Below are 25,597 nucleotides of genomic sequence, written 5' to 3'. Positions count from 1 at the left end.
ACCAAAAAAGGAGGGAAAAGAGAGTTTATAAGAGTTTTGATAGAGGCAATCTCACGTCTGCTGCCTTATGGCTACTCTCGGAAGAGGAATCGGATAAGGAATCCTCATTTCTTTGGAGATTACCATTATCAGGGGGGTTATTTCATTAGTTACAAAGTTCACTATCTCCGCAAACATTTCTGGAGGGATTTTCTTTTCTTCTTCCCAACCATCAAGAATTTCATCTATCTGCTCTTTCTTGGGGGGCAGATAAAATACCGCTCCCTTTATTAGCGCCCTCGCAATCTCAGGGTTGTATCCGATCTGATAAGTGAAGAACACCTCAATGCCATTTACTTTCCCAGAAGGGGTTTTTACTTCTCCCAATCTAACCTCCTCAATCTTTGGAGAGAGATTCACCTCAATCTTGTCAATTATCCCCCCATGCTTTTCAACTTCAATTTTCGTTATGTTAACACCTACAACGGGCATTTTTCCACCTCCTCCTAAAGAGTAAACATTGCCCTATTAAAGATTACCGATCGAATTTAAAAAGAACAATGACAAAAAGGATATCATGCCAAGAGAAAAGGTCGTCAGAGTGTGGGACGAGAGGGAAGTTGTGTACTCACCCAAGCGATGGAGAATCTTAAAAGAAAAACGTGAAAAAGCCCTAAAGATAATGGAGAGACTGGCTCAGTTTGAGCCCCATGTTTACGGAAGCGTGGCAAGGGGAGACGTCAGGAAAGATAGCGACATTGACATCGTTATTCCATATAAAGTTCCCAGCTTTTTAATCGAGCTGAGCTTGGAGGGGATTCCATTTGAAAAGCGGAGAATAGTTATGGCCACTCCCTGGCACCTAATAAAAGGCCATATTGAAATCGACGAAGAAACTACGATAACGTTTCCCCTTATTGAGCCCAAGGATAGAGAGATCGAATTTTATAAATGGGGAGGCATGGTTGATCTCTGGGGGCTCAAAACAAACCTCCGGGTGCCGGGAGTTAACAAAAAGCTAATACTAATAGTTCCAACAGAAAAAGGACACATAGAGAGGGAAGTCATTGGGAGAGAGAGCGAGGTTGCAAAAATTCTTGGAGTGGGCATGGAAATAGTGTGGGAGAGGGTGAAGGTTCTAACCAGAAGGGATTCAATTGGGAGAACCGGAATCTATCTCAATGAAGAGGTTCCCGAGTGGATGAGCTTTGAGGAAGCATTGAAAAGGATAGCGGATAGAGATCCGAACGTTAGGAAAAGGGTCAGAGAAAGCGGTGGAATTTAAAAATACCTTGGCGAAAAATTTATAAAGCGTCTGCAATTGATTATCTACCGGGCTTGTGCGGTGGTAGTCTAGCCTGGTCCAGGACAGCGGCCTGCCACGCCGCGGGCCCGGGTTCAAATCCCGGCCACCGCACCAAATTCTATTCGATTCTTCCAAAACTTCCGCACTTCTTCGTTTCTTGTCGAGCCGAGTTCCATTAGCTCAATCTCCTCTACTATTAAACCTCGCGGGTTCAAACTGCAATGTCCCCTCATACAAAACTATATACAAAACTATCTCCGGAAAACCCTTTAGCTGAATACCCATCCTCCCCTTGTAAACATAGAAAAACCATCCTCGTTGCCGTGCTTATGCCGGTGGTATTCGCCTTCAAAGAAGGCCGTCCTGATTACATAATCGTTAACCCTTGCTACCTCAAGTGGAGACCCTGTTTTATCTTCAAGCTAAGTTTTGGGATCAATCTCATCACTCTAACTCCAAAAATAAAAATTAACCGGTAGCACCTTTCAAAGCATCCTTACATGCACACCTCCTGACCTTTGGAATGTACTCTACAGCTTTCATCAAAAGGAGCTTGATCTCCTCACTCTTCTTCTCCATAAGCTCCACAACCTCCGAATGGGTGAGCTTGGTCTTACTTATGCCAGCGGCATAGTTGGTAACAATGGCAACACTCGCATAGCACATCTCAAGTTCTCTAGCCAAAATCGCCTCAGGAGATTGGGTCATCCCAACAACATCAGCACCAAGGATTTTCAACGCTCTAATCTCCGCTCTTGTTTCAAATCTTGGCCCCTCCATGGCAGCATAAGTTCCCCTTGGGTGATAGCTAAAACCTAGCTCCCTAGCAGCCCTTATTAAAGCCTCTCTAAGCTCTGGGCAGTAAGGGTCAGTAAAATCAATATGGGCAACGAACTTCCTTTCATGGGGCGAATCCTCTCCATCGTAGAAGGTATAAGTTCTGTTTTTTGTAAAATCAATTAGCTGATCAAGTATAACAAAATCTCCCGGCTTCATAGTCTCGTTTAGAGAGCCTACCGCCGAGGTTGCGAGTATTCTCTCAACACCCAACTTATACAAACCCCATATGTTGGCACGGTAGTTTATCTTATGTGGCGGAACGCTGTGCTTCTCTCCATGCCTTGCTAAAAACGCAATCTCTTCGCCCTTGTACGTCCCAATTTTTACCCTAATGCCCCCATAAGGAGTCTCAACCCTCTCCTCCCTGACGTTTTCCAGAAGCTTTGGATCGTAAACTCCGGATCCACCTACTATCGCTATCCTCACCACAAGCATCACCAGAAAAAGTTGGAAGAAAGAATTTAAAGTTAATGTCCTCCTTCAGATTCCTCTTTGGCGGCAAGCCTTAGCACCTTAATCAATATCTCCGCCAAAAGCCTTGAATTCCATTTCAGGTCTCTGACGTTTTTTACGGTCTCTATGGCTTTATCTAAATCATCTTCCTTTAGGTAACCCAAGGCAATCTCTCCAAATGCCAAGGAGCGCAGGTAGCTATCCTGTATTTTGTTTGCGTATTTTAACGCTTTCTCTTTTTCACCAGCCCTCGTTAAAAATGAAACCACCTTTACCTGCACGCTTTCATCAGGCACTTTTTCTGCAATTCTCTCCACCAGCTCTATGTACCCCCTCCTCGGGGACTTTATTAGAATGTCGAGCAATTTCTTTGCAGCACTTACCCGCTCTTCCTCTTTTAAAAGTTCAAAGAACTTTGAAACGTGTTCTTGGAAATCAATAAGCTCTTCTATGATCTCGTTGATGAACCTCTCCCTGTTCCCCTCAACGGTGTTAAAGATATCCAGAGCATTCATGACTTCTCCGCCCTTAATGTAGTACTTTATTATCTCCGATTTTGCCATAGAGCTCCAGGGCTCTTCAAGCAGTTCTTTTGAAACTTTGATTGCCTTAGCAAGCTGGCCCTCAGAAAGATAACCTCTAATAATTGGAATGAGCATGCTGTTTCTCACTCTGCCGTCTTTGATTTTCATTGCATAGGAAACGGCCAAATCATAGAGCTTGAGTTTTAATGCTGCCTCTATCATCTTTTCCAGAGCTCTGTTCCGGACTTTAGAAGGCATGCGTTCAACAAGTTCAAGAACTCTATTAAAAACCCTCGCAGCGGTGGCTTTGTTTGTCTCTCCAAGATAAGTGGCAAGTTGAATAAGCAAAAAAGCGAGCTCAGCTACATCTTCAATTTCCTCTGCGGTCTCTAATGCTTTTCTAAAGGCATCCTTGTACTTTTCGTTGCCCATGCGGAAAAGCTCAACTCCAATATTGGCATAGGTTAGTGCCCTAATTTTCGGGTCTGCTATTATACCGACGAGATCGAAAATATCACTAATTGTGCTCTCCTTCATCTTTCATCATCACAAAAAATTGGACATAAGGAATATTTAACCATTTTGACAATTTTATTTTATACTCATAAAACAAAAGTCGGAAAGGAGTTCGTCAAAAAACGAATCAGCTGAGTTCATCATAAACTACACTGACAACCTCACCATCGTCCAATGAGACAAAGCTTACTTTTATCTTTTTGCCAGTTTTGGGGTCCACTACAATAAAATCGGGCTTCTTAAGATATTCACTTGAGGGAACATGCCAGACATCGTCGTAATGGAGTTTTAGTTCCTTCATAAACTTCTTCAAATCTTTTTTAATCATCGTCGGCATAGGTATCACCACCGTATTATACAACTTTAAAGTATAAAAGCCTTTCTAATCGATGCTTGTCAAAGATAATATCGTCAAATGCCTATATACACAGCATGCTTCCCCGGGGCACCCCTAACTCCCTCGCTACCGGGCGGCATTTAGCCTTTAGAAGATAGAAAACACGCCTATCCCCAATCTCGCTGAGAGTTTCAAAGTTCCCCTGGCCTTTTGCTATGATGACATCCGCTCTTCTAAAAATCTCCATGAATTCCTCCGAAACTTCTCCAAAGGGGATGCCCACAATTCCAGAACCCGTTGAAATTATTGTCCCAACCTCATCAAATTTAGCCGCTTTTAAATCCTCCACGGTGGCATCGTTTATTATCGGGGCTTCTTTTCCAGCAATGTAGATATCCAAGTGAGGAAAATTCTCTTGAATCTTTTTCAAGAAGAGCTTATCAAAGTATATCTCACCGCAGTTATCTGTGAGGTACAACAAGACTCTGGCATTTTCAAGCTTTTTGAAGAGCTCTTCAGAGCGGTCTATGTAAAGGTCTTCTTTAATGAGCCTCATTATGTCTTCTTCAATCTTTTCCGGGGAGTATCCAACGGCAAAATCAATCACGTTACCCACTATTGCAAGCTTTAACGCCGTTTTAAGGTCAACTTCCATAATGGCTTCAATCTCATTCAAGACTCTCTCCGCCAGCCTATTGGAAGATTCTTTGTAGGCTTTAAACGGATCACGAACTCCAAGGAATTCGTAGAGATCAAAAAATATCTTGCTAGCTACTATCGCAGGTATAGACTCTTCTTCAAGCTTTCCCATGAGCTTTGCACAGAAAACAGCCGCTTTCTTTCTTTTTGCTAAGTCTTCTGTGCTCATTTCAATTATCCTCTGGCACTGATTCGCGATGCACGTGAAACACTCATAGTGGATCTTCATACCTCATTAAGGTCTGCAATAGGTTTAAAAAGCATTAACCGAACATTTGTTCGGTGAGGACAATGGAGGTAATAGATAAGGCAAAATTCGGAAGGTTTCATTACACCCTTCTGGCAATCCTCGGAACGGTATGGGCATTCATAGCAATAAACACCCTCTCTGTGAGCTTTGTGATTCCTTTACTAAGCAAAGAACCGGCGTTTCAGGGAAGTTTGAGCAAACTTGGGGCAATGGGCTCTGCAGCACTGTGGGGGATGCTCTTCGGTGCGTGGTTTTTCGGAGCGGTTGCCGACTACATAGGGCGGAAAAATGCCTTAACCTTGACAGTTTCGCTTTTTGGATTGGGAAGCATTGCGAGTAGCTTTGCCAACAGTTTGAATCAGCTTATAGCACTTAGGTTTATAGTTGGGCTTGGTTTAGGAGGATCTCTGCCGGTTGCAAGCTCTTATTTTGCCGAGTTCATGCCCGCAAAAATTAGGGGGGCTATGATATCTATCTTAGAAAGCTTCTGGGCCATTGGTACTATAATAATTGGAATAGTTGCACTCCTACTAAAAGCCAGCTGGAGAAGCATTCTCCTGTTTGGAGGAAGCGTATTGCTGTTGCTCCCAATAATACTCTGGCTTCCAGAGTCTCCAAGGTTTTTAGCCCTTAAAGGAAAAACAAAAGAGGCTGAAAGGGTTATAGAAAGAATACTTGGGAAAAAAGCAGAGATCAAGGTGCAAGAGGGCAAACAAGCAAAGATAACGATAGTGGAGCTCTGGAAAAAGTACGGCAGAATAACGCTAATGCTTTCAATTGCATGGTTCAGCATAGCCTTTGCTTATTATGGATTCTTCATATGGCTTCCAAGGTTTTTAGCGGCAACCCTGAAGATAACAGTCTTCAAGAGCTTTCAATACTTTATAATAACTGCCGTAGCCCAGCTTCCGGGCTACTGGAGCGCCGCTTATCTTCTCGAGAGGGTAGGAAGGAAGAAAACCCTCTCCACCTATCTGCTGCTCTCCGGCCTGGCTGGGGTCATGTTTTACCACTATGCAAGTTCAGGAGACGTTTACATGATACTCACAAGCGCGATCCTCTTCAGCTTTTTCAATCTCGGAGCATGGGGAGCTATATATGCCTACACCCCAGAGCTTTATCCAACGGAAGTTAGGGGAACCGGGACAGGATGGGCCGGGGCAATGGCAAGAATTGGAGGAGGATTGGCGCCAATACTGGCGGGAAGAATTATGGAAACTTCAACAGTTGGGGTGGCTGTGCTTGTAATTGCTGTGATCTCAATTATAGGAGCCTTAGACATTCTTGTTCTCGGAAAAGAAACTAAAGGAAGGGAATTAGTATAGATGTTCAAGGAGTGCAAGCTCCTCAACTACGGGCTTTCTTTTTCTCTTTTCGAACTCCCTCATGTAAAGGTAATCATAAAGTCTTAATATCATCTCCATTTCTCTCACCTCCTTTCTTTTTTGAGCTTTCTCTCGAATATAAATAAATTAATTTCCTTTAAAAACATTTTCAGCCCTTTTTTAGCTATAGATGAGCAAAAAAATACAAAACTCTCAGAAAAATGGTCGAATGACGGTGTTCAAAGTTTAATGTACATATAAGAGCAATCAAAGCAACTTTCCAAGGGTTTCTTTTCTTAAATGAACGCATCAGTACAGAGATCAAGGAGCTAAGGATTATAAACTTCCAGAGGGCTTTACATATGGTGGAGAAAAATGGTATTAGACAAGCTCGGCCAGTCACTCAACAACGCCCTAAGAAAACTTGCGCGTGCAAGTACCGTTGATGAAGCTCTTGTGAGAGAGGTGGTTAGGGACATTCAGAGGGCTCTGCTTACAAGTGATGTTAACGTTCGTCTCGTCCTTGATCTCACCAAGAAAATTGAGAAAAGAGCTTTAGAAGAAAAGCCACCTGCCGGAGTTTCCAAAAAGGAACACGTAATCAAGATAGTCTACGAAGAGCTGACAAATTTTTTGGGAAAGGAGGCAAAGCCCATAGAGATAAGGGAAAAGCCAACTATTCTCTTAACGGTTGGCATCCAAGGATCGGGAAAAACCACAAGCGTGGCAAAGCTTGCGAGATACTTCCAGAAACATGGATATAAAGTAGGCTTGGTTTGTGCCGACACCTGGCGTCCGGGTGCTTATTTCCAGCTAAAACAGCTCGTAGAGCCGTATGGAATTGAGGTTTTTGGAGACCCCGAAGAAAAAGACGCAGTAAAGCTTGCTAAAGAGGGAGTGGAGTACTTCAAAAAGAAGAGTGTAGATGTGATAATAGTGGACTCGGCAGGAAGGCACAAGGAAGAGAAAGGACTCATAGAAGAGATGAAGCAAATAAGCAATGCTATAAGCCCCCATGAGGTCATCCTCGTAATCGACGGAACAATTGGACAGCAAGCGTACAACCAGGCACTGGCTTTTAAGGAGGCAACTCCCATAGGGTCGATAATTGTAACCAAGCTGGACGGCTCGGCAAAAGGTGGAGGGGCTCTTTCCGCTGTTGTAGCAACGGGAGCCCCAATAAAGTTCATCGGTGTTGGAGAGAAGATAGATGACTTAGAACCTTTTGATCCGAAGCGCTTTGTTTCAAGGCTCTTAGGATTGGGGGACATTCAAGGGTTGCTGGAGAAGTTCGAGGAACTTAGCAAGGAGACTGAATTCAGAGAAGAAGACATTGAAAAGTTCTTGAGGGGGAAGTTTAACCTCAAAGACATGTACGCCCAGTTAGAGGCTATGAGGAAGATGGGGCCACTCCAGCAGATACTGAAAATGATCCCGGGAATGGGTTATTCTATCCCGGATGAAGTAATTAAGGTGAGTGAAGAGAGACTGAAAAAATTCAAGGTAATCATGGATTCCATGACTGAAGAAGAGCTCGAAAACCCCGAGATAATAAACTACTCAAGGATCAAGAGAATAGCAAGGGGCTCTGGCACTAGCACAAAAGATGTAAAGGAACTGCTCAACCAATACAAGCAGATGAAAAAATTCTTTAAGGGTATGGATAAAAGGAAATTGGCCAAGATGGCCAAGAGGTTTAACTTTGGGGGGTTGGGCATATGATGGAGGCATTTGTTTTAATTATTGTAAAGCCCGGAAATGAAGACCTGGTATATGAAAAGCTGAAGGACATCCCCCAAGTGAAGGAGATATACAAAGTCTATGGAGAATACGACATAATTATACGGGTTGAAATTGAGAACATTAAAGAATTAGACAGCTTCCATGACGAGATTTTAAGGAAAATAAGAGAAATAGAGATGACCGAAACACTAATAGCAAGCTCTTACGGGAGCTGAGGTGATAAAAAGGTGGAGAAGAGGTGGATAGCGACAATAAATTTAGAAACCCTGCAAATTAAAAGCGACCCTTCTTTTAAATTTAAATGCCTTCAGTGTGCCAACTGCTGCATAAACCTTGAGATACCCCTCAGAGACGAGGATATAGCAAGAATAGAGGACTTGGGATTTAACGCGTGGGAGTTTGTGGATTATGAGAAGATGTTCTATAGAGGGGACAAGTTTCTGGGATACGGACTTAGGAAGAGACCGTTTGACGATGGCTGTGTCTTCCTTGGAGAAGATGGAAAGTGCAAGATTTACTCCAAAAGACCATTGGCGTGTAAGCTGTATCCCTTTATCCTGGTCAAGCATGGCTCCCTTATAGACGTGTACGTAAAGGAAGATTCATTTTGTAAAGGGGTCAACCATCCAGAGGGAGACCCTATAGATTTGGATTTTGCAATGAGATATTTTGGCGAGGTAATATCCGAATACCGGCAGAAAATGGGAATCTCCAATCATCAAAATAAACCGGCAGATCTTATAATTTGACCATAAACCGAAACCTATTTATACATTTTCTTGTCAATATTATTCCACCAGCAGGAGGTGGGAGCTTGAGTCAGATAGAGGCAGTTAAAGAGAAACTCCGTGTCATCAGGATTTTAAGGCTTTTAAAAAAGAGCTACACATATGAGGAACTCTCAAGAATCACCGGACTTCCAATAACGGTGCTCAACAGATACGTGAGGGGAAAAGTCCTTCCAAGCACGCAGCGTGCCAGGGAACTAATAGCGGTTCTCTCCCCCTACGTAAACCTTGAAGAGGAAGTTAAGAAGAGAATAGTTTTTGATAAACATGGATTGTTTGATAACCTGAAGATTCTCAGCGATACAGATTTGATGAGCCTTATTGCTGAGAGCGTTGCCTCAAAGTACATGGAGATGGAGATAGATAAGATACTAACGGCAGCTACGGACGGCATTCCCCTGGCAGTTCATATTGGAAACGAGCTTGGGGTGGATGTCGTCTACGCAAAGAAGAAAAAGGAAGTTGGAGTGGAAAAGTTTTACGAGGTAAACTATGTCTCAAGCTCTTCAGGAAGCGTTATGACACTTTATTTGCCATATTGGGCAATTAAAAAGGGAGAGAAGATACTAATAGTTGATGACGTTGTGAGGAGCGGAGAAACCCAGAGGGCCCTTATAGAGATGTGCAGGCAGGCAAGTGCAACACCGGCAGGAATGTTCTTCCTTATAAGTGCAGGCAATGCAATAAACAGGATAAAAGAGGAATACAACATCCCCGTGGACGTTATGGTAAGGCTTTAACCTTTATTGTTTATCTGGAGGACTTAATATGGAAAATTTCGAGAACGAAGACATGTTTATGATATACAATGTAGCCGGGAAGAGCATAATGGTGGAGGCAAAGCTGGGGGAGGAGTTCGATTTTGTATGCAGTGAAGAGGAGTGTGGGGAGAGATTGGTGCTCCACGGCGTTATAAAGGTTGTAACCCCTCAAGAATACCGAAAAGTTCTAAAGGCAACGCTAAACGAAAACGAGGAATTCCAGGTTATAGAAACCCTGAGCCCAATTCCACTAATATTTGAAGGCACGGAAAACGGGGAAAAAGTAAAGTTACCCGCTGAGACTTTGCAAAATTTGGCGAAGAGATTTGTGAGGAACTTCCTAAACCTCTAGCGTTAAATCCTCCTTCACTATGTCCATTGCAACATGGGTGTAAGTCTTTTCCACACCCTCTATCCTCAAAAGCTTCTTGACAAACCTGTTCATGTCTTCCCTTCCCCTGAACTTTGCGATTACTATTATGTCGTATTCTCCAGTGACATCGTAGACACAGGCAACATGGGGGTCTTTTGCTATCTCCCTCTCGATCTCAATTATCCTCTTCCCCTGAGCCTTGACCCCGATTATCGTCGTAAGGTCATAGCCAAGTTTGGCGTAATCCAGCTTTGGAGCGAATCCCCTAATGATACCTTCTTCTTCAAGTCTTTTTATTCTGTTGTACACCGTCCCCACGGCAACTCCCACTTTTTTTGCTATCTCCCTATAAGAGAGCCGAGCATCCTCCTGAAGAATAGAGATTATTTTTCTGTCCAGCTCATCCACCATCAGCCACACCGGAGAAAGTTTTGAAGGGAAGTTTAAATACCCTTTGATTTTTGTTAAACAATTTTATTTAACAAAAGATTTATAAGCCAGTGAGAGAGGATAGGAAACGGGAGTGGACCGGTAGCCTAGCCAGGATAGGGCATCGGCCTCCTAAGCCGAGGGTCCGGGGTTCGAATCCCCGCCGGTCCGCCATAGGTCTGCTCTATTCTAAAATCCTCCGCAATGTGTTCCATTCTATTTCGTCCCAGGCACTTTTATCCGCAACAACTACAAGAGCTCCATTGTTGGAAATCACGTGGTCTCTAACTGCGCTCAGCATCTTTGCTATTGAAGGGAATTCATTGTACAACCTCAAAAATTCCAGGCCTTCTATCAACACAATCCCCCTAAGATTGCTCTTTTTCGTCTCGAAGATGTACCTATTGACCATGTCGGTTATCTTGTACAGGTCAGTTGGGTGGATCCTATTTGGCGTTTCCATGGTAGTGAAGCTGAAGGAATTCCACTTTTCAGATGGCTTTAAGTTCCGAAGAAAAGCAAGAACTGGATAGTCTTCCAACTGTGTTTTAATTTGTTTAAACTCTTCTGGTGAAAGGATGCGGACTCCCCCAAGTTCGAGGGGTTCAATACTCTCTGCCCCATACCTTTTGATAAAACGCGGGCTGAAAACTATTTTGTAGTAAAAGTAGAACAAACTCGCACCAACCGCCAAAGCAGCTATCTGACCTACGGTCAACAATTGAGGAGATAAAACAACTCTTGGATACACTGCAGAGGCAACACCCGAAACCATTAGCGTAATTCCCAATAATTTTCCATCCCTACCATAATAAGGGGAGAGGGCCTCTATTGTTACGGCACCGATTATCACCGTCAAAAGTCCTCCAAAGATGTAGCCATCCTCTGGTTTTCTCTCAATAATGCTCTCTGCTATGCCAAAAAGGGCTATAACAAGGGGTTGAACTATGAATCCAATCCGAGGGATTGGAACATTGGCTTCCTCTTTAAGCATAGAAAAGAGAGCAAGGTTAAACAGAGCAAAAGCCAAAGAGATGAAAGCGTTTTCGATTTTTATGCTAACAAGCCCAAACGTTGCTGTTGGAATTGCGAAAAGCCACGAAAGCGCAAAGAAAAGAGCAGATTTTCGCTTACTTTTTGAGTATGCATACAAAAACAGCAGAACAGCTCCTACTCTCGGCGTAAGCATTCCGATAGTATTCACCTCAAGTGGAAGTATCATGAAGTCTCCCCCAAACCTCGAATAGAGTTCGGGAGTTATAAAGTTTCTCCTTTATCCTGGATCACCTTTCAGTGCCGGGCCTCGACCATCATCGACGTTTGTATATCCTTCAGAAACTTAAAGAGTTTTTCGACAAAGTTAAAAACCCACACAGGGATTTTTCTCCGGTGATGCTCATGATAAAAGTGAGGGTAATCGGAAGAAAAATCGAGAGAGAGCTGGAGTATCAGAAGGGAATGAAAGTCAAAGACATCCTTAGGGCTGTTGGATTCAACACGGAAAGTGCAATAGCGAAGGTGAACGGAAAAGTTGCTTTAGAAGATGATCCCGTTAAAGACAACGACTACGTCGAAGTAATTCCAGTAGTATCTGGAGGATAAAAAAGAAGAAAGATCACCCAAGCCTTTCTTTCATGAACTTCTCCAGGTTGTCCATGGCCTCCTCCAACACTGGAACCGGAGCTAAGAATATTGAACGGAAGTGCATTTCGCCACCTTCGCCAAATCCAGAGCCGTGGACAAAGAGCACATGGGCATTGTGGAGGACATCAAGAACGAACTCCTTGTCGCTCTTCCATGGTCCCTCTTCAATCTTGGGGAAGATGTAGAACGCTCCCTGAGGCTTCTGGGTGCTTATTCCGGGCATCTCATTAAGCCTCTTGTAGATGTAGTCCCTTCTCTCCTTAAGCCTTGCCATGTATTCCTCAAGGTAGTCCATTGGGCCCCTAAGGCCAGCGATTGCCGCTTTTTGAGCTGGCGTATTCGGACAGAGCCTTATCCTTGCGAGCTTCCCTATTGCTTCTCTAACCTCCGCAAGCTTGTTCTCTGGGTCTACAAAGTACATATAGCCCAGTCTCCACCCCGTTGCGAAGTAAACCTTTGAGAGACCGTTCATGACTATTACGGGCACGTCCTTAGTTAATGAACCCGGGGAAACGTGCTTTCCTTCATATGTCATGAGGTCATAAATCTCATCGCTTATTATTGGCAGATCGTACTCTCCAGCGAGGTCAATTATTTCCTGAAGGGTCTTCTTTTCGTATAGGGCTCCAGTGGGGTTGTTTGGATTTATAACGGCTATTGCTTTCGTTTTTTCGGTTATCTTTTTCCTCATGTCATCTACATCAGGCTGCCAGCCCTCTTCTTCAATTGTTCTATAAGCCTTGGGAACACCGCCGTAGAACTTCACAAGTCCAACATATGGCGGATAGCTCGGCCCGGGGATTAGTATCTCTTCGCCTCCATCGATGAGCGCGCCGAAGATGAACTGCAATGCCTCGGTAACGGCAGCTGTAACTTGAACATCCTCCGGGGTAATATCCACCCCGTTTTTCTTCTTTTCTCTCTCCACAATAGCCTCTCTAAGCTCTCTATCTCCCTCGCTGTCTCCGTAATAGTTGTGACCCTCCATTATTGCTTCGCAATAAGCTTTTTTCATGTGTTCTGGAGGTTGAAAGTCGAACTTCACGGGATCGCCGATGTTGAGCTTGATGATTTTTATTCCCTGCTTTTCGAGCTCCCTTGCCGGCAGAACAACATCCCTTATAGCGTACTCAATACTCATAGCTCTTTTTGACGCTTTAATCATAACAACACCTCCGTATGAATCAGAGAAAGGTTGTTTTACAAGCATAAAAATTTTTCCTAGCATAAGGTTTCACGTTTTGGAGATAGCTTTAAAAGAGAGAAAGCGTAGCTACTTCAGGCGATGACGATTAGCAAGCATGCTGAGAAATGATGACGTGAACACCCTCCGAGCCCCTCTCTAACCCCGAGCAATATCGAAAATAAAAATTGCAAAAATCAAAAGAGTGCTCCATACTTGTAGAATATCTGGCACGTTCCCTCATAGGAAACCATGCACGGCCCAACCGGTTTTCTTGGAGTACACTTCTTTCCAAAGAGGGGGCACTGTGTCGGCAACGCCAGTCCCCTAAGCACAGCCCCACATATGCATCCCTTCTCCAGATCGGGCAGCTCCGGAGGCTTGACCTTGTAAAAGGTTCTTATCTCATAGTCTTTGTATTCGCTCTTGAGCTCCAACCCGCTTTTTGGTATTACACCCAGAGCTCTCCACTTTGCGTCAACGACATCGAAGAGAGCCTCTATCGTTCTCTGAGCTTCAACGTTGCCCTCATATTTTACAACCCTTGTATACTGGTTTTCTATTTTTGCCTCTCCCTTTCTTATCATTCTCAAGAGCATGAATATTCCCATGAGAAAATCAACCGGCTCAAATCCCGCAACCACCTGGGGAATTCCGTATTCTTTTGTTATGTACTCCCATCCTTTCACGCCGATTATTGTAGAAACGTGTCCGGGGTCTATAAGCCCATCAAAAACCGTCCCTTGTCTAATCAACGCCTCAACCGCTGGAGGAGTTAAGCGGTGAACTGAATATATTTTGAAGTTCTCTACTCCCTTCTCTATGACCTCCTTTAGTATGCCCGCAGCGGGAGCAGTTGTGGTTTCAAACCCCGGAGAAAAGTGAACCACTAACTTGTCCTTCTCTTTGAGTGCTATCTTATAGGAATCGTAAATCGAATAAACAACTCTAACATCAAATCCCTCGCTCTTCAAGTCGGCAAAGCTCCCCACTGCTGTGGGGATTTTATACATGTCTCCAAAGGTGGTAAGAATGACCTCCTCTCCCTCTTCTTTCGCTTTGCGCATTATCTCCATCATTGCCGCAATGTCCTCGGCGGGAGTTATACAAACCGGACAGCCGGGACCGCTCATAACTTTAACGTTTTCAGGAAGGAGAGACCTTATTCCACTTCTCGTCACAGTGTCCTCATGAGTACCGCAAACGTGCATCAGCTTTACTTCCCTGCCTATTCTCTCCGCCTCCCGTCTTATCCCTTGGAGGATTCTCTGAGCTAACTCTCTATCTTGAAAGATCGAGAGTTCCATATTTACTCCTCCACGAGCTTCATGACCTCTTCCCAAGCTTTCAAACTCTCAAGGGCGGCCTTTTCATCCAATTTTTCAATGGCAAATCCCGTGTGAACTATAACGTAATCGCCAACTTTAACGTCCTTCACAAAGTCTATGCGCGCTTCTCTCCTAACTCCGCCAAAATCGACTATCGCAACGTTATCCTTAATTTCAACTACCTTAGCGGGCATTGCTAAACACATTTTCCTCACCTAATCAAAACTACAGAAGGGAGTTTTTAATTCTTTTTTAAACCATAGGTTGTTCACAAAGTTGTGTATCACAAAAGGCCTACCTCAATCAAAGCCCTTTCTATGTCTTCAAGGGCTTTTTCATCAAGGGGCAAAGCAGGCATCCTTGGGTAACCTACTTCAAAGCCGAGCATTCTCATGGCCTCTTTTATCGCGCTTATCTGGTTGTATTTCTTGACGAGAACTTCATTGAGGTGGTTTATCATGAGCTGGAGCTTTCTTGCCTTCTCATACTTCTTCTCAAGAAATGCGTTGTAAAGTTCGACACAAAGCCTCGGAGCGACGTTTGCAACCGCCACAACAGCCCCATGTGCTCCCAAAATCCACGAAGGATACATAACATCCGCGGTTCCCGCTAAGATGCTCACCTTATCTCCCACCCTCCTTACAAGCTCCGCTATTCTTCCCATTGACCCGCTTGAATCCTTTATACCAACGATGTTGGAGTGCTCCTCCATAAGCTTCTCAACTACATCCAGATCTATGTTGATTGTGGTAAACTTTGGAACGTTGTAGAGCAAAATTGGAGCCTCCACCTCGTAGGCAATTCTGGAATAATGAGCGAAAAGCTCCCTCTTGTCAGGCTTGAAGTAGTACGGAGGGGCTATTAAGAGAGCATCCACCCCTATATCCCAGGCTTCTTTCGCAAGCCTTATCGTTTCCTTGGTAGAGTTCTCCGCAACACCAGCTATAACCGGAACTGGAGACTCATCCCGCACAATCTTAAGAACCCTAAGTTTCTCCTCAAAGCTCAAATAAGGGAACTCTCCATTGCTCCCCAAAGTTACTAAGCCGTTTAAACCAGCGTCTGCAAAGTAGTGGACGAGATCGCGCAGCATTTCTTCATTTATTTCTTCTTCATCATCAAACGGGGTTATATGGGGAACAAAAACTCCTTCAAACATGGGCATCGATTTAAAAAGGAACTTTACCTAATTAAACCTTACGGTGAGATGAATGAGATGTTTAGTGATTGGACATTTAACCCACGACATCATAGTAAAAAATGGAAGAAAAACCGAGAGAATTGGCGGCGGAGCATATTATTCGTCCATTGCACTCTCAAAGTTCTGCGAAGTTGTTGTTTTGACTAAAATCGGAAAGGACTTCCCTTTTGAATGGCTCGAAGAGCTCGAATCTTACGGAATATCAACGATAATAATTCCCTCTGAAAAAAGCACAACTTACGAACTCCTCTATCGGGAAGAAGAGAACAGACAGCTCAAGCTCCTCTCCAAGGCTGACCCCTTCGCCCTTGATGAAATCCCCCAAGAAAAGTTTGACATCATCTTGCTGAACCCAGTTGCAAATGAGATTCCTCCAAATGCCCTGAAGCTTGTAAAAGCCAAGGAAGTTGCCGTGGATATTCAAGGGTTTATCAGAGATTTTAAAAACGGCAGGGTTGGATTAAAAGAGACAAACGAGGAGTTTTTAAAAAATGCACATGTTGTTCATGCAGACGTCAATGAGTTCCAACACGTGAAAAACCTGAACCCCAATGCTCTTGATGTTCTTTTAGTCTCGAACGGTTCCGAAAGTGGATTTGCCCACCATAGGGGGGAGAGATACATCTATTACCCCCTCAAAATAGATGAAAAAGACCCCACCGGAGCCGGAGACGTTCTTTTGGCAAGCTTTGCCTACTTCTACGTAAAGTGCCCCTTCATTCAAGCCCTAAAGAGGGCGAATGCCTTTACGGCAACATTTTTAGAGAGACGAACAATTGACTTCCCCATTGCTGAAGCCATGGAAAAGGCTAAATTCGTAAAGGTAGAAAAATTAAACACCGATGAGGAAACGTCAGCACGCTGAGGGATGATGAGAAGGGACTTGGCCGAGGTGATTGTATGGAGCGATACGTCCTCCTCCTAAAAGCCCCTAAGGGATACAACATAACCCCAATCAAGGAAGAGATAGAAAAGCTCATACAAAGGGAATATCCCGAGGTTAAAGCGGAGATTCATAGGTGCATAGGCTTAACCGTAGACCTCGTAATACTGCACAAAGACGGAATAGTGCTCATAAAGAGGCGCAATGAGCCGTATAAGGGCTACTGGGCCCTGCCGGGAGGATTTGTGGAGTATGGGGAGAGAGTAGAGGATGCTGCCATAAGGGAGGCAAAGGAGGAAACCGGGCTGGATGTTGAGCTTTTAGAGCTTATAGGTGTCTACAGCGATCCAAAGAGAGACCCAAGGGGACATACGGTTACAATAGCGTTCTTAGCCAAAGGAAAGGGAAAGCTGAAAGGGGGAGACGATGCGAGTGAAGCGAGAGCCTTCGCCCTTGATGAGGTATTGAGACTAAAGCTTGCCTTTGACCACGAGAGGATTATAGAAGATGCATTCCGTGTTTTTAGGTGATTGGAATGATAGAAAAAGTCGAATTTGGGAGAATAAGCGCGAATGGAAAGGAATACTCTCACGACATCGTTATCTACCCCTCAGGAAAAATCGAGAAGCGTAAAAAGTGGATTTCAAAAGAAAAACACGGAACAAGCCACAAGCTCGACCCGGAGGAGCTGAAGGAGTACTTAAAAGAAGACTTCGAAGTTCTCATTGTCGGAACGGGCATCTATGGAATGCTTTCACTCCTTCCAGAAAGCAAGAAGCTAATAGAGGGAAAAGAAGTAATCGAAAAGCCCACTCCTGAGGCGGTAAAGGTCTTCAACGAGCTCAGGAAGAAGAGAAAAACACTGGGGATATTCCACATCACCTGCTGAGCCTTCCAAGGAGGAATGCCAGAGTTAAAGACGTCACAAGGGCTATCACCTCACTCCCAATTACATTAAAGCTTACAAAAATCGGAAGGATGATGATGCCGAAAACCATACCAACGATTATGAACATGAGGATTATCTGCGGCCATCTAAGCTCGGGAATACCAATCTCTTCTCCCTTATACCTGAAAAAATAAAGCATCGTTATGGAGGAGGCTATAAACGGAAGGAAAAGAGCATAGGGCAATAAAACAAAAGCCCCTGAGTCATAAAAAACGCCGAGAGTTACTAAGGAAAGCCCCAAGAAAGTCGGGATAAGGGCCATCGACATAACTTTTGCAATGACAAAGTCTCTCTTTTTTACGGGGAGTGTCTTGAGAAAGTCCAGATTCTTTCCCTCAACTTTGAGAACTGCATCAGCGCCCGGAACGGAAAAGAGCCCAATCATAAAAAGCACAGGCAAGAGATCTTCTAATCCCAAATTCCCCCTCTGAAGTGCAGATACAAGCGTTGGGGAAATTACGTAGATGGGGAAAAGAAAAGCTACAAGCATCGCCGGTTTTCTAACGAATATCTTGAAATCTTTTAAAACCAGAGCTAGGACTTTGCCCTTCGGTGATGCTTTAAACTTTGAAACGCCCCTCCTTTCCGAAACCACAGGAGGTTCGAGAATCTTTTTCCATACTCCTTTGAGGGTTAAATGATACACGAGTCCAAAGATACTCAAATAAGCAAGAAAAAGTGCCATACTTCGCAGAGGGTCAAAGATAGAGGAGACGACAAAAGGATACGCAATAAAGTACTTTTCCACTATTCCAGCAACCTGTTCAGAGTGCTTCCTTATGTAGTACTGAAGGTAGTTCATCATCATGAACATGCCTATGAAAAGCAGAAACATCACAACCCTGGCAAAGCTCTTCAAAGAATGCCCCTTTCCTGCCCTTTGATGTATCCTGAGAGAAAAAAAGTTAACCAAGAGCAATCCAAGTGTGTGTCCTAAAAATAACCCCAGCAGCAACCAGAGGACTGCAAAAAGCCCCGATAAAGGATATTTCACCATAAGGAAGAGTGCACTTGGGAGAACTGCAGCGAGGGAGGGGGAGATTTCAAGAAGCAAAAGACCGCTGAGATATCTGGAGCCCATTTTTAGCGGGAGAAGCTTTAAAGGTTCAAACAACCCCACCGAAAGGATGTAAGAGGTCTGCACCGCGGTAACATACATCGCGAAGACAAACGGTATCAACGCGAGGGATACCATTAGAGAAGAAAGAACCAGCTTCTCATTGGTAAAAGCAAAGGTAGACGCCATCAACAAGCCAAATGGAAGGAAACCAAGTACCTGAACTCCAATGCTCCTTTTAATGTTCATCGCATTTTTAATTGCCTTTTGGAACTGTTTCTCATCGTTTGCTACCAGAGGGTTTCTCTTTGCTATCTGGTAATGAAGCTCGCGATAAAGGATTTCCAGCATAAAACCACCTATAAAGCCTCTTTAAGAGCCTGCAAAATATTTTCCACTTCTTCTTTGCTCTCTGTCAGCTTGAGAAAAATATCTTCCAAGTTTTCTTCATGAACTTTCTCTTTTAACTCCTCCATTGTTCCTTCCACAATAAGTTCTCCCCTGTAGATAAGTCCAATTCTGTCGCATATCATCTCTGCCAAGGGCAACACATGAGTGGAAAACACTATGCTCTTCCCCTCTTCCTTGAATTCGAGCAAAAGCTCCCTTAATATCCTGGCACTTTTAGGATCAAGGCCGTTCATAGCTTCATCAAGAACAAGAACCTGTGGGTCGTGAAGCAGGGCAGAGATGAGAGAAATTTTCTGCTGTGTGCCAAAGCTCAGCGTTCCAATAAACTGATCGAGGTACTCCTCAATCCCAAAGGCTTTGACAAGATAGTTAACCCTCTCCTCCAGCTTTTCTTTAGCAATTCTCCTAACGCTTCCAACGAAATTAAAGAACTCTTCTGGCGTTAAGCTTTCATACAGAACAGGGGTTTCGGGCACAAATCCCACGACCTCTTTCACCCTTATCGGATCTTTTAAAGGGTCAATGCCCTCTATAGTTACACTTCCAGAAGTAGGTTTGAGTATACCAACCAGAATCTTCATTGTGGTCGATTTCCCGCTTCCGTTGGGGCCTAAAAGCCCATAAATTTCGCCATCATTAACCCTAAAGCTTATCCCCCTGAGCACTGTTTTCTCGCCAAACCTCTTGGTGAGATTTTCCACCACGATCATAAGCTTGCCTCGATTAATTGAAAACCAATGCTCTAATAAACCTTTTGAGAGAGATTTATAACCATGAAATGCAAAAATGATAACATGAAAATCCTGCTCGTCACGGGAATCCTTGCGGAGCCTCTGGTTAGGAAGTACGGGAAAGGATGCGATGTCTTTGTATGTCCCGTTAGTGTGGCAGCTTTTCTCACTCCAAGAATGATTGCAAACTGTTTAAAAAAAGCCCGTATAAGGGATTATGACCTTATACTAATCCCCGGACTCGTGAGGGGCTCAGCCCAGGAGATAGAAGATGCCATTGGAATTCCTACGTTCAAAGGCCCGAGAAACGCTTACGACATTCCTCAAGTGATAGAGGCAGTTAAAAAAGGGTTCAAGCTGAGCAGAGAAATCCCCGCCGATGATCTTTTTGAAGTAGATGCCCTCAAGAAAGTCGAAGACATCAAAAACCGGACAAAAAACAAGAGATACATTGAAAAAGCCCTCAAGAAGCCCTATAACTTCCTTATAGGAAATCTGCCCGTCGGACTTGACTTTCCGCAGAGAATAATAGCCGAAATCGTAGATGCCCCAAAGCTCGGCTTCGAGGAGCTTTTTAATAAAGCCCTCCATTACCTCAAAAGTGGAGCGGATATAATTGATCTGGGGATGGTGAGTGGGGAAGAGAGCCCTGAATTCGCTGAGATAATTCCAGAACTCAGGGAAGTCCTAAAAAGCTCCGGCTATGAGGTTCCGATAAGCTTCGATTCCCTAAACCCAAGAGAACTTGAAAGAGCCCTCGACTTTGCGGATCTGTTTTTAAGCGTTGATGAGAGCAACCTTGAGGATATGATAACCGAAAAACCCGTCGTTTTGATTCCAACTAACCAAGAAAAAGGCTATTTCCCCGTCAATCCCAAAGAGAGGGTTGAATTCTTGGAGAAGCTTAAGGAGAAAGCACTCTCCCTTGGATATAAAAGGGTCATCGCAGACTTGATCCTTGAGCATGTGCCCAATTTAGCCCGTTCCATCTCGGCCTTCCAGCTCTACAGAGAAAAGCATGGGGAGGATGTTCTCTTAGCCGGAGTTGGAAATGTTGTTGAGATGATAGACGCGGACAGCGTAGGAATTAACGCCCTATTGGCGGGAGTTGCGAAGGAACTGAACATCTCACTTCTCCTCACCACGGAGGTGAGTCCTAAGTGCAGAGGGAGCGTCAAGGAGCTAAGAAGGGCTTTGGACATGATGTTCTTTGAGATTCCCAAGGATCTTGGCTTTGATCTACTTCTCTTAAAAGAAAAGAAAAGCGAAAGTGTTGCCTATGAAGTAAAATCCCCCATTGTGAATGCCAAGGAAAAAGGCGTAAAGCTTGAGGATATCTACTTCAGAATCTTCCTTAGGGATGAGAAGATATGGGTGATAGCACATAAAGGCACCAAACAGCTTCTGACAGTGGTTGGGGAAGAACCAAACGCAATAATTGACACAATCTTGGAGCACTTTGAAATTTCGCCCAGACACGCTTTTTATCTCGGAAGAGAGCTTGAAAAGGCAAAAACTGCCCTCAAACTAAGGAGAAGTTATCTGCAGGAGGACGAACTCTTCAAGGACTTCTACTGAGGAAAAGTATTAAAACCAAAAATGCCAACCCATAACGGGGGTGATGAAAGCCTATCCCGAGCCCTATGGCAATGAGGAGTACAGCCAGGGCTGATCAGAGATTTTCAAAGAGCAGAACTCTCGGCTTCTTGAATTTCTCTTCCAGCTCTGCTCTTTTTGTCCTAACTTCCTCCAAAAGCTCGCCTATTTTCTCGTTTTTATGCTTTCTTGAAAGACTTACCAGAATCCCCTCGATAAAGCCCAGTATGGAAACGTTTATGAAATCCTCCCCTTTTTTGCTCGAGAGCTCCTTCTGAAGGGATACGAAGGAATCAATAGCCTTAAGGAGATGTCCTTCATTGAGCTCCTTACACAATGCCTTAACCTTCTCAACTTCCTCCACGGGAATCACCTCAGATCCAGCTTAAAGAACCTAACAGCGTTTTCGTGGGTTATTCTCTCTACCTCCTCAACAGGCATGTCCTTTATTTTAGCTATTTCCTCAATGGCGAACTTCACATAATAAGGCCTATTCTTCTCGCCCTTGAAAGGACTCATATATGGAGCATCGGTCTCAACGAGAATGTTCTCAACGTCCAAAGCCTCCACAACTTTCCTCACTTCGGGGATGAAAGCCACTCCCGTGCTTATACCTATAAAGTGGTCGTTTTCGGCAATTTCTTTTGCCGTTTCAACGTCTCCGGTGTAGGAGTGGAAATAGCCATGGAGGCCTTTTTTCTGAACCGCCTCATAAACTTCCCCTTCAGCATCCCTCGCGTGAAGAACAACGGGCTTGCCCAGCTCGGCAGCGAGCTCAAGGAAATGGATGAATATCTCACGCTGGTTCTTTCGCTCTTCTTCCGTTTCGGCATAGTAATAATCAAGCCCAATCTCGCCAACGGCGACGATTTCATCCTTCTGCTTAAGTATAAATCCCTCCACTTTCTTCGCTTTCTCCCAGTTGCCCCTTCTTGCCTCGTTTGGAGCAAATCCTAAGGTTGGGAATATAAAGCCAAAATATGGCCTTAGAAGCTCCCAGCTTTTCCATACGTGGAATTTCCGGTATTCGGTTATGGAATCCACTATGGCATCGAGGTGTTTTTGGCTCTCTTCAACGATAGCAGGGATTTCCTTTTTAAACATCTCCACATGAGCATGAGCATCTATCACCTGAACCCCCTCCCATCATAAAGCAGAGGATAGAAAAGTTTTTCTATTCAATCCCTCAAAGATTATGGGAGGTGAAATGGAGTGGGAAGAAATCGTCCAAGAGGATCAAGTTATTAGATACCTCCGGGAAAAACCCCCTAAGGAAATTCTGAGCTTCCTGATTTCTAACAAGGAATATGAAGCCAAATTTTATCGGGAACTTGCTGAAGGCTGCAGCTTGGAGAGCGTTAAGACCCTATTCTCTTCATTCTCAGAGGAAAACCTCAAAAAGAAAAACGAGCTTTATGAAAAATTCCAACTGCTGTATCCGGGGGAGGAACCAAAACCCACTAAGCTGTCGCTTTTTCAACACAGAAAAGTTCCAAAATCGTTCAAAACCCTCCGGGAGCATCTCAGAGTTTTAAGAACATGCATGGAAGAGACATACGAAATCCTGTCAAAGATAATAAAAGATGACAGCATGAAATCAACCCTCTCTGCACTCTCTCACATTGAAGGGGAGCACTATAACAGGCTGAGAGAGCTTTATGAGCTTTTGCTGGCACTTTCCGAAGATGAGACCAAGTTGAAGGAGCTCGCTCCGGGTGGTTACATATTCTCTACAAAATTTAAGGCACGCTACTTCCTTTTGAACTTCACTGATAAGTATAGGGTGGCAGTGATAACAAGGGACTCCCCGGAAGAGGTTAAAAAATTGTTTAGGGGCAACGTTGAGGTATACTGGTTAACAAACATCCCAACAGTCGGCTCCATCTCTCCAGACAGGTTTGATGAGGCAAAAAGATTCATGATTGACTTTCTAAAGCGTGGAAATTCCATTTTAGCTATAGAGGGAATAGAGCATCTGAACGCAAAGCTTGGATTTAAAAAGCTCTTTGAAGTACTGACTTACCTCAAAGACTACGCGATGGTGAACCAAAGCTATGTGGTCATATCCGGGGATCTAAAAGCCTTTAATGAAAGTGAGAAGGGCGTGCTAACTTCGGAATTTCACATCATCTCCTAAGCCCCTCTTCTTCCAGACGACTTTTCCATCTTTCCTAACAACGGCCAGAATCCTGTGATAGGGAATCTGGGTATCCTCAATGAAGAAGTAGCCATGGCCAAGTGTTATCAGCTTAACGGGAATTTTTTTGATGTCTCCATAGGCTCCCCGATGCTCGATAACTATGTAATAGTCCTCTTCGTTCTCCCTTGGGTCGTATTTAATTTTTGCCAGAACCTCCTTAACGAAGCCCTTTCTCACTCAAAGGCCCCCAAAACTTTTTTAATTAGCTTAAAATTCTCCTCCCAGTTTGTTATAGGCTTTCCATGTCCGGGTAGAGCGATGTAAACATCCAGCGCTTCCAGCTTCTTCAGGCTTCTTATTAATTCTCCAAAGCTCCCCGTGGGCAAGTCTGTCCTTCCAACCGTGCCCTTAAACACGGTATCCCCTGTAAAAAGAACTTTTTCTTGCGGCTCATATAAGCAGATGCTTCCTGCAGTATGGCCGGGAGTGTAGATGACTTTAAGCTCCCTGCCCCCGATTCTTAAAATGCTTCCATCATCAAGTCTCATATCAACATTATGCGGTGTAAATCTTCTCCCGTAGGCGTATGAGAGAATAATGTAGTCGTTTCCCTTTTCAATAGCCTCCGCTGTGAGAGTGTGGGCAGCAAAGAAAACTTCAATATCCCTCTCCTCCAAAAACTCCTTAAACTTCCCATTTCCTCCGACGTGGTCGAAGTGCTCATGCGTATTTAGAATCGTGACCCTTTCTAAACCCTCAAGATAGCCTTCTCTGTCAAGCACCTCAAAATACCTGTGCCAGTAAACCCCTGTGCCAGTGTCGATTATCAAACCCTCTCTCCGGTCTCGAAACAAATAGATGTTTGAATCATACCCTTCTCCTTTGAGCATTACCGTGTTTGGTGGGATTTCTATGGGAATCACCGCAATCACCTCAAAAAGGCTCGAGGGGGGACCGCCTCTTCATCCTAAAGCTCCCGTCAGGAGGGATGAATCTCTTCATCGCCTGAGGGTGGATAATCTGACTAGCAAATAAAGTTTTCCTTTCCCACAGTATTTATTAAGTCAAAGTACTAAGTTTTATTTAGGTGAGCCAAATGAAAGCCGAGAGAGCAAAGGAAATTTTGGTCGAGCTTTTAAAGATTCCCTCCCCCTCAGGGCAGGAAGACCGCCTTGCATTGCACATAATGGAGTTCCTCCACAGATTGGACTATGACGTCCACATAGAGAGCGATGGAAGGGTGATCGATCTCGTCGTAAACCCCGAGGCTGAGCTCTTCTTTGAGGTTCACATGGATACGATAGATGTAAGGGCGGAACCATTCGTTAGGGGAAACATAGTCTATGGAACGGGGGCAAGCGACGTCAAAGGTGGACTTGCAAGCGTCCTTCTGATGCTTGAGAGCCTAAAGAGAGAAAAGCAAGACCTTAACGTCGGAGTTGTGTTTGTGAGCGATGAAGAAAAAGGCGGAATGGGCTCTGCCCTGTTTATGGAGCGCTACAAGCCAAAGATGGCAATAGTAATAGAGCCAACCGACCTTGAGGTGCACATAGCCCATGCGGGAAACATAGAAGCTTACTTCGAAGTTGACGGAAAAGAAGCTCACGGAGCATGTCCCGAAAGCGGGATAAATGCCATAGACCAAGCTTACAAAATGATAGAGGAGCTTAAGGCCCTCGAACCCTTCAAGCAGAAGGGGAAGTACTTCGATGCCTACATAGGACTGCAGGAGCTGATATGTGAGAACCCCTACTACCTAATTCCAGCCCTCTGCAAGGGAAGGTTTGAAGCGAGGCTCTTACCCAATCAGGAAGTTGAGGACGTTCTGGACTTGATGGAGCCCATCTTGGATGAATACACACTCCGCTATGAGTACACAGAAATATGGGACGGCTATGAACTTGACGAGAGCGAAGAGATAGTTCAATTAGCCAAAAAGGCCATGGAAGAAGTTGATCTGGAAGACTTCGGGGGGATGAGAAGCTGGACGGATGCAATTAACTTCATGTACAACGGGACAAAGACGATTGTCTTCGGCCCCGGAAACCTTGATATCTCCCACACAAAGGGTGAAAGGATAGACGTTAGAGATGTTGTCAAGGCGAGTGAGTTCTTAAAGAAGGTCAACGAAATCTATGGGAGGAGCTGAGA

At 44.3% G+C, this 25,597-nt stretch carries 31 protein-coding genes and 2 tRNA genes; 16 read left to right on the top strand and 17 right to left on the bottom strand.

Features of this window, described 5'->3' with window-relative positions; genetic code table 11:
* Positions 1-51: 51 nt before the first annotated feature.
* Positions 52-471, bottom strand: coding sequence for a hypothetical protein (locus ADU37_RS07270; protein WP_058946976.1), 420 nt, complete (start codon positions 469-471; stop codon positions 52-54).
* Between the two features lie 85 nt (positions 472-556).
* Between ADU37_RS07270 and ADU37_RS07265 the strand changes: the two genes are divergently transcribed.
* Both ADU37_RS07265 and ADU37_RS07260 read left to right on the top strand, forming a co-directional pair.
* On the top strand, positions 557-1,264 hold the full coding sequence (locus tag ADU37_RS07265; protein WP_058946975.1) for a nucleotidyltransferase domain-containing protein: 708 nt from the start codon (positions 557-559) through the stop codon (positions 1,262-1,264).
* Between the two features lie 57 nt (positions 1,265-1,321).
* Positions 1,322-1,399: transfer RNA gene (locus ADU37_RS07260), tRNA-Gly, on the top strand.
* Positions 1,400-1,753: 354 nt separating this feature from the next.
* Here ADU37_RS07260 and mtnP read toward each other — a convergent pair.
* The 4 genes from mtnP to ADU37_RS07240 form a co-directional block, all read right to left on the bottom strand.
* The gene (mtnP, locus tag ADU37_RS07255) at positions 1,754-2,554 is read right to left on the bottom strand and encodes an S-methyl-5'-thioadenosine phosphorylase (protein WP_058946974.1); all 801 of its coding nucleotides are present in this window, start codon (positions 2,552-2,554) and stop codon (positions 1,754-1,756) included.
* A gap of 38 nt (positions 2,555-2,592) precedes the next feature.
* Positions 2,593-3,639 carry a lipopolysaccharide assembly protein LapB gene (locus tag ADU37_RS07250; RefSeq protein WP_058946973.1) on the bottom strand — a complete coding sequence of 349 codons (1,047 nt, stop codon included), beginning with the start codon at positions 3,637-3,639 and terminating at the stop codon, positions 2,593-2,595.
* A 106-nt stretch (positions 3,640-3,745) separates the two neighbouring features.
* Positions 3,746-3,955, bottom strand: a complete 210-nt coding sequence (locus ADU37_RS07245; RefSeq protein WP_058946972.1) for a hypothetical protein — start codon at positions 3,953-3,955, stop codon at positions 3,746-3,748.
* Between the two features lie 82 nt (positions 3,956-4,037).
* On the bottom strand, positions 4,038-4,883 hold the full coding sequence (locus ADU37_RS07240) for a damage-control phosphatase (protein WP_058946971.1): 846 nt from the start codon (positions 4,881-4,883) through the stop codon (positions 4,038-4,040).
* A gap of 62 nt (positions 4,884-4,945) precedes the next feature.
* Between ADU37_RS07240 and ADU37_RS07235 the strand changes: the two genes are divergently transcribed.
* The 6 genes from ADU37_RS07235 to ADU37_RS07210 all read left to right on the top strand — a co-directional run bounded on the left by ADU37_RS07235 (position 4,946) and on the right by ADU37_RS07210 (position 9,873).
* The gene (locus ADU37_RS07235) at positions 4,946-6,229 is read left to right on the top strand and encodes an MFS transporter (RefSeq protein WP_058946970.1); all 1,284 of its coding nucleotides are present in this window, start codon (positions 4,946-4,948) and stop codon (positions 6,227-6,229) included.
* A gap of 375 nt (positions 6,230-6,604) precedes the next feature.
* Entirely contained in the window at positions 6,605-7,951 is a 1,347-nt protein-coding gene (locus ADU37_RS07230; protein ID WP_058946969.1) for a signal recognition particle protein Srp54, read from the top strand.
* Positions 7,948-8,187 carry an Lrp/AsnC family transcriptional regulator gene (locus ADU37_RS07225; protein ID WP_058946968.1) on the top strand — a complete coding sequence of 80 codons (240 nt, stop codon included), beginning with the start codon at positions 7,948-7,950 and terminating at the stop codon, positions 8,185-8,187. The genes ADU37_RS07230 and ADU37_RS07225 overlap by 4 nt, the downstream gene beginning before the upstream one ends.
* Before the next feature lie 12 nt (positions 8,188-8,199).
* A complete protein-coding gene (locus ADU37_RS07220) occupies positions 8,200-8,721 on the top strand; it encodes a YkgJ family cysteine cluster protein (protein WP_058946967.1) in 522 nt (173 codons plus the stop codon).
* Positions 8,722-8,786: 65 nt separating this feature from the next.
* A complete protein-coding gene (locus ADU37_RS07215) occupies positions 8,787-9,500 on the top strand; it encodes a phosphoribosyltransferase family protein (protein ID WP_058946966.1) in 714 nt (237 codons plus the stop codon).
* A 28-nt stretch (positions 9,501-9,528) separates the two neighbouring features.
* Complete coding sequence (locus ADU37_RS07210; protein WP_058946965.1) at positions 9,529-9,873, top strand: hypothetical protein; 345 nt, start codon at positions 9,529-9,531, stop codon at positions 9,871-9,873.
* Here ADU37_RS07210 and ADU37_RS07205 read toward each other — a convergent pair.
* The gene (locus ADU37_RS07205; protein WP_058947650.1) at positions 9,862-10,308 is read right to left on the bottom strand and encodes an Lrp/AsnC family transcriptional regulator; all 447 of its coding nucleotides are present in this window, start codon (positions 10,306-10,308) and stop codon (positions 9,862-9,864) included. The two genes, ADU37_RS07210 and ADU37_RS07205, sit on opposite strands and share 12 nt — an antisense overlap.
* A gap of 111 nt (positions 10,309-10,419) precedes the next feature.
* On the opposite strand from ADU37_RS07205, the gene ADU37_RS07200 reads away from it, so the two are divergent.
* Positions 10,420-10,497, top strand: a tRNA-Arg gene (locus ADU37_RS07200).
* Between the two features lie 10 nt (positions 10,498-10,507).
* On the opposite strand, the gene ADU37_RS07195 is transcribed toward ADU37_RS07200, so the two are convergent.
* On the bottom strand, positions 10,508-11,545 hold the full coding sequence (locus ADU37_RS07195; protein WP_058946964.1) for a DUF835 domain-containing protein: 1,038 nt from the start codon (positions 11,543-11,545) through the stop codon (positions 10,508-10,510).
* 176 nt (positions 11,546-11,721) lie between these two features.
* Between ADU37_RS07195 and ADU37_RS07190 the strand changes: the two genes are divergently transcribed.
* Positions 11,722-11,925, top strand: a complete 204-nt coding sequence (locus ADU37_RS07190) for a MoaD/ThiS family protein (protein WP_058946963.1) — start codon at positions 11,722-11,724, stop codon at positions 11,923-11,925.
* 13 nt (positions 11,926-11,938) lie between these two features.
* On the opposite strand, the gene ADU37_RS07185 is transcribed toward ADU37_RS07190, so the two are convergent.
* The 4 genes from ADU37_RS07185 to dapA form a co-directional block, all read right to left on the bottom strand.
* Positions 11,939-13,132 (bottom strand): pyridoxal phosphate-dependent aminotransferase, encoded by a 1,194-nt coding sequence (locus ADU37_RS07185; protein WP_058946962.1) that lies wholly within the window; start codon positions 13,130-13,132, stop codon positions 11,939-11,941.
* Between the two features lie 215 nt (positions 13,133-13,347).
* On the bottom strand, positions 13,348-14,457 hold the full coding sequence (gene hypD, locus ADU37_RS07180) for a hydrogenase formation protein HypD (RefSeq protein ID WP_058946961.1): 1,110 nt from the start codon (positions 14,455-14,457) through the stop codon (positions 13,348-13,350).
* 2 nt (positions 14,458-14,459) lie between these two features.
* A complete protein-coding gene (locus tag ADU37_RS07175) occupies positions 14,460-14,684 on the bottom strand; it encodes a HypC/HybG/HupF family hydrogenase formation chaperone (protein ID WP_004068835.1) in 225 nt (74 codons plus the stop codon).
* A gap of 77 nt (positions 14,685-14,761) precedes the next feature.
* Positions 14,762-15,643, bottom strand: coding sequence for a 4-hydroxy-tetrahydrodipicolinate synthase (gene dapA, locus ADU37_RS07170; protein ID WP_238981933.1), 882 nt, complete (start codon positions 15,641-15,643; stop codon positions 14,762-14,764).
* Positions 15,644-15,689: 46 nt separating this feature from the next.
* Between dapA and ADU37_RS07165 the strand changes: the two genes are divergently transcribed.
* The 3 genes from ADU37_RS07165 to ADU37_RS07155 are packed head-to-tail and all read left to right on the top strand — an operon-like array spanning position 15,690 to position 17,451.
* Positions 15,690-16,544 (top strand): PfkB family carbohydrate kinase, encoded by an 855-nt coding sequence (locus ADU37_RS07165; RefSeq protein WP_058946960.1) that lies wholly within the window; start codon positions 15,690-15,692, stop codon positions 16,542-16,544.
* A 35-nt stretch (positions 16,545-16,579) separates the two neighbouring features.
* Positions 16,580-17,092 carry an NUDIX hydrolase gene (locus tag ADU37_RS07160; RefSeq protein WP_058946959.1) on the top strand — a complete coding sequence of 171 codons (513 nt, stop codon included), beginning with the start codon at positions 16,580-16,582 and terminating at the stop codon, positions 17,090-17,092.
* Between the two features lie 5 nt (positions 17,093-17,097).
* The gene (locus tag ADU37_RS07155; protein ID WP_058946958.1) at positions 17,098-17,451 is read left to right on the top strand and encodes an Mth938-like domain-containing protein; all 354 of its coding nucleotides are present in this window, start codon (positions 17,098-17,100) and stop codon (positions 17,449-17,451) included.
* Here the strand turns inward: ADU37_RS07155 and ADU37_RS07150 are convergent.
* Together ADU37_RS07150 and ADU37_RS07145 are read right to left on the bottom strand one after the other, a co-directional pair.
* On the bottom strand, positions 17,441-18,919 hold the full coding sequence (locus tag ADU37_RS07150) for a hypothetical protein (RefSeq protein ID WP_058946957.1): 1,479 nt from the start codon (positions 18,917-18,919) through the stop codon (positions 17,441-17,443). The genes ADU37_RS07155 and ADU37_RS07150 overlap by 11 nt on opposite strands.
* Positions 18,920-18,927: 8 nt before the next feature.
* Entirely contained in the window at positions 18,928-19,689 is a 762-nt protein-coding gene (locus ADU37_RS07145) for an ABC transporter ATP-binding protein (protein WP_058946956.1), read from the bottom strand.
* 84 nt (positions 19,690-19,773) lie between these two features.
* Between ADU37_RS07145 and ADU37_RS07140 the strand changes: the two genes are divergently transcribed.
* Positions 19,774-21,288: a dihydropteroate synthase-like protein gene (locus ADU37_RS07140; protein WP_058947648.1), complete on the top strand. Its 1,515-nt coding sequence runs from the start codon at positions 19,774-19,776 to the stop codon at positions 21,286-21,288.
* Between the two features lie 94 nt (positions 21,289-21,382).
* Here ADU37_RS07140 and ADU37_RS07135 read toward each other — a convergent pair whose 3' ends face one another.
* Together ADU37_RS07135 and ADU37_RS07130 are read right to left on the bottom strand one after the other, a co-directional pair.
* Positions 21,383-21,670, bottom strand: a complete 288-nt coding sequence (locus ADU37_RS07135) for a DUF3216 domain-containing protein (protein WP_058946955.1) — start codon at positions 21,668-21,670, stop codon at positions 21,383-21,385.
* 5 nt (positions 21,671-21,675) lie between these two features.
* Complete coding sequence (locus tag ADU37_RS07130; RefSeq protein WP_058946954.1) at positions 21,676-22,437, bottom strand: YchF/TatD family DNA exonuclease; 762 nt, start codon at positions 22,435-22,437, stop codon at positions 21,676-21,678.
* A gap of 76 nt (positions 22,438-22,513) precedes the next feature.
* On the opposite strand from ADU37_RS07130, the gene ADU37_RS07125 reads away from it, so the two are divergent.
* Entirely contained in the window at positions 22,514-23,443 is a 930-nt protein-coding gene (locus tag ADU37_RS07125) for a DUF835 domain-containing protein (protein WP_058946953.1), read from the top strand.
* Here ADU37_RS07125 and ADU37_RS07120 read toward each other — a convergent pair.
* Positions 23,414-23,683 carry a DUF504 domain-containing protein gene (locus tag ADU37_RS07120; RefSeq protein WP_058946952.1) on the bottom strand — a complete coding sequence of 90 codons (270 nt, stop codon included), beginning with the start codon at positions 23,681-23,683 and terminating at the stop codon, positions 23,414-23,416. The genes ADU37_RS07125 and ADU37_RS07120 overlap by 30 nt on opposite strands.
* Positions 23,680-24,369 carry an MBL fold metallo-hydrolase gene (locus tag ADU37_RS07115; protein WP_058946951.1) on the bottom strand — a complete coding sequence of 230 codons (690 nt, stop codon included), beginning with the start codon at positions 24,367-24,369 and terminating at the stop codon, positions 23,680-23,682. The genes ADU37_RS07120 and ADU37_RS07115 overlap by 4 nt, the downstream gene beginning before the upstream one ends.
* Before the next feature lie 173 nt (positions 24,370-24,542).
* Here ADU37_RS07115 and ADU37_RS07110 point away from each other — a divergent pair, with 173 nt between their 5' ends.
* Positions 24,543-25,595 carry a M20/M25/M40 family metallo-hydrolase gene (locus ADU37_RS07110; protein ID WP_058946950.1) on the top strand — a complete coding sequence of 351 codons (1,053 nt, stop codon included), beginning with the start codon at positions 24,543-24,545 and terminating at the stop codon, positions 25,593-25,595.
* Positions 25,596-25,597 lie beyond the last annotated feature (2 nt).

The organism is Thermococcus sp. 2319x1, assembly GCF_001484685.1.
GTDB lineage: Archaea > Methanobacteriota_B > Thermococci > Thermococcales > Thermococcaceae > Thermococcus_A.
The sequence above is the reverse complement of the archived record's forward strand: the minus strand, read 5'-3'. Positions and strand labels throughout refer to the sequence as shown.

Bases quoted from the DNA above. Each gene is read 5' to 3' on its own strand.
- ADU37_RS07270 (WP_058946976.1), bottom strand. From the start codon at position 471: ATGCCCGTTGTAGGTGTTAACATAACGAAAATTGAAGTTGAAAAGCAT.
- ADU37_RS07265 (WP_058946975.1), top strand. From the start codon at position 557: ATGCCAAGAGAAAAGGTCGTCAGAGTGTGGGACGAGAGGGAAGTTGTG.
- ADU37_RS07250 (WP_058946973.1), bottom strand. From the start codon at position 3,639: ATGAAGGAGAGCACAATTAGTGATATTTTCGATCTCGTCGGTATAATA.
- ADU37_RS07245 (WP_058946972.1), bottom strand. From the start codon at position 3,955: ATGCCGACGATGATTAAAAAAGATTTGAAGAAGTTTATGAAGGAACTA.
- ADU37_RS07240 (WP_058946971.1), bottom strand. From the start codon at position 4,883: ATGAAGATCCACTATGAGTGTTTCACGTGCATCGCGAATCAGTGCCAG.
- ADU37_RS07235 (WP_058946970.1), top strand. From the start codon at position 4,946: ATGGAGGTAATAGATAAGGCAAAATTCGGAAGGTTTCATTACACCCTT.
- ADU37_RS07230 (WP_058946969.1), top strand. From the start codon at position 6,605: ATGGTATTAGACAAGCTCGGCCAGTCACTCAACAACGCCCTAAGAAAA.
- ADU37_RS07225 (WP_058946968.1), top strand. From the start codon at position 7,948: ATGATGGAGGCATTTGTTTTAATTATTGTAAAGCCCGGAAATGAAGAC.
- ADU37_RS07210 (WP_058946965.1), top strand. From the start codon at position 9,529: ATGGAAAATTTCGAGAACGAAGACATGTTTATGATATACAATGTAGCC.
- ADU37_RS07195 (WP_058946964.1), bottom strand. From the start codon at position 11,545: ATGATACTTCCACTTGAGGTGAATACTATCGGAATGCTTACGCCGAGA.
- ADU37_RS07190 (WP_058946963.1), top strand. From the start codon at position 11,722: ATGATAAAAGTGAGGGTAATCGGAAGAAAAATCGAGAGAGAGCTGGAG.
- ADU37_RS07185 (WP_058946962.1), bottom strand. From the start codon at position 13,132: ATGATTAAAGCGTCAAAAAGAGCTATGAGTATTGAGTACGCTATAAGG.
- hypD (WP_058946961.1), bottom strand. From the start codon at position 14,457: ATGGAACTCTCGATCTTTCAAGATAGAGAGTTAGCTCAGAGAATCCTC.
- ADU37_RS07175 (WP_004068835.1), bottom strand. From the start codon at position 14,684: ATGTGTTTAGCAATGCCCGCTAAGGTAGTTGAAATTAAGGATAACGTT.
- dapA (WP_238981933.1), bottom strand. From the start codon at position 15,643: ATGCCCATGTTTGAAGGAGTTTTTGTTCCCCATATAACCCCGTTTGAT.
- ADU37_RS07165 (WP_058946960.1), top strand. From the start codon at position 15,690: ATGAGATGTTTAGTGATTGGACATTTAACCCACGACATCATAGTAAAA.
- ADU37_RS07160 (WP_058946959.1), top strand. From the start codon at position 16,580: ATGGAGCGATACGTCCTCCTCCTAAAAGCCCCTAAGGGATACAACATA.
- ADU37_RS07155 (WP_058946958.1), top strand. From the start codon at position 17,098: ATGATAGAAAAAGTCGAATTTGGGAGAATAAGCGCGAATGGAAAGGAA.
- ADU37_RS07150 (WP_058946957.1), bottom strand. From the start codon at position 18,919: ATGCTGGAAATCCTTTATCGCGAGCTTCATTACCAGATAGCAAAGAGA.
- ADU37_RS07145 (WP_058946956.1), bottom strand. From the start codon at position 19,689: ATGATCGTGGTGGAAAATCTCACCAAGAGGTTTGGCGAGAAAACAGTG.
- ADU37_RS07140 (WP_058947648.1), top strand. From the start codon at position 19,774: ATGAAAATCCTGCTCGTCACGGGAATCCTTGCGGAGCCTCTGGTTAGG.
- ADU37_RS07125 (WP_058946953.1), top strand. From the start codon at position 22,514: ATGGAGTGGGAAGAAATCGTCCAAGAGGATCAAGTTATTAGATACCTC.
- ADU37_RS07110 (WP_058946950.1), top strand. From the start codon at position 24,543: ATGAAAGCCGAGAGAGCAAAGGAAATTTTGGTCGAGCTTTTAAAGATT.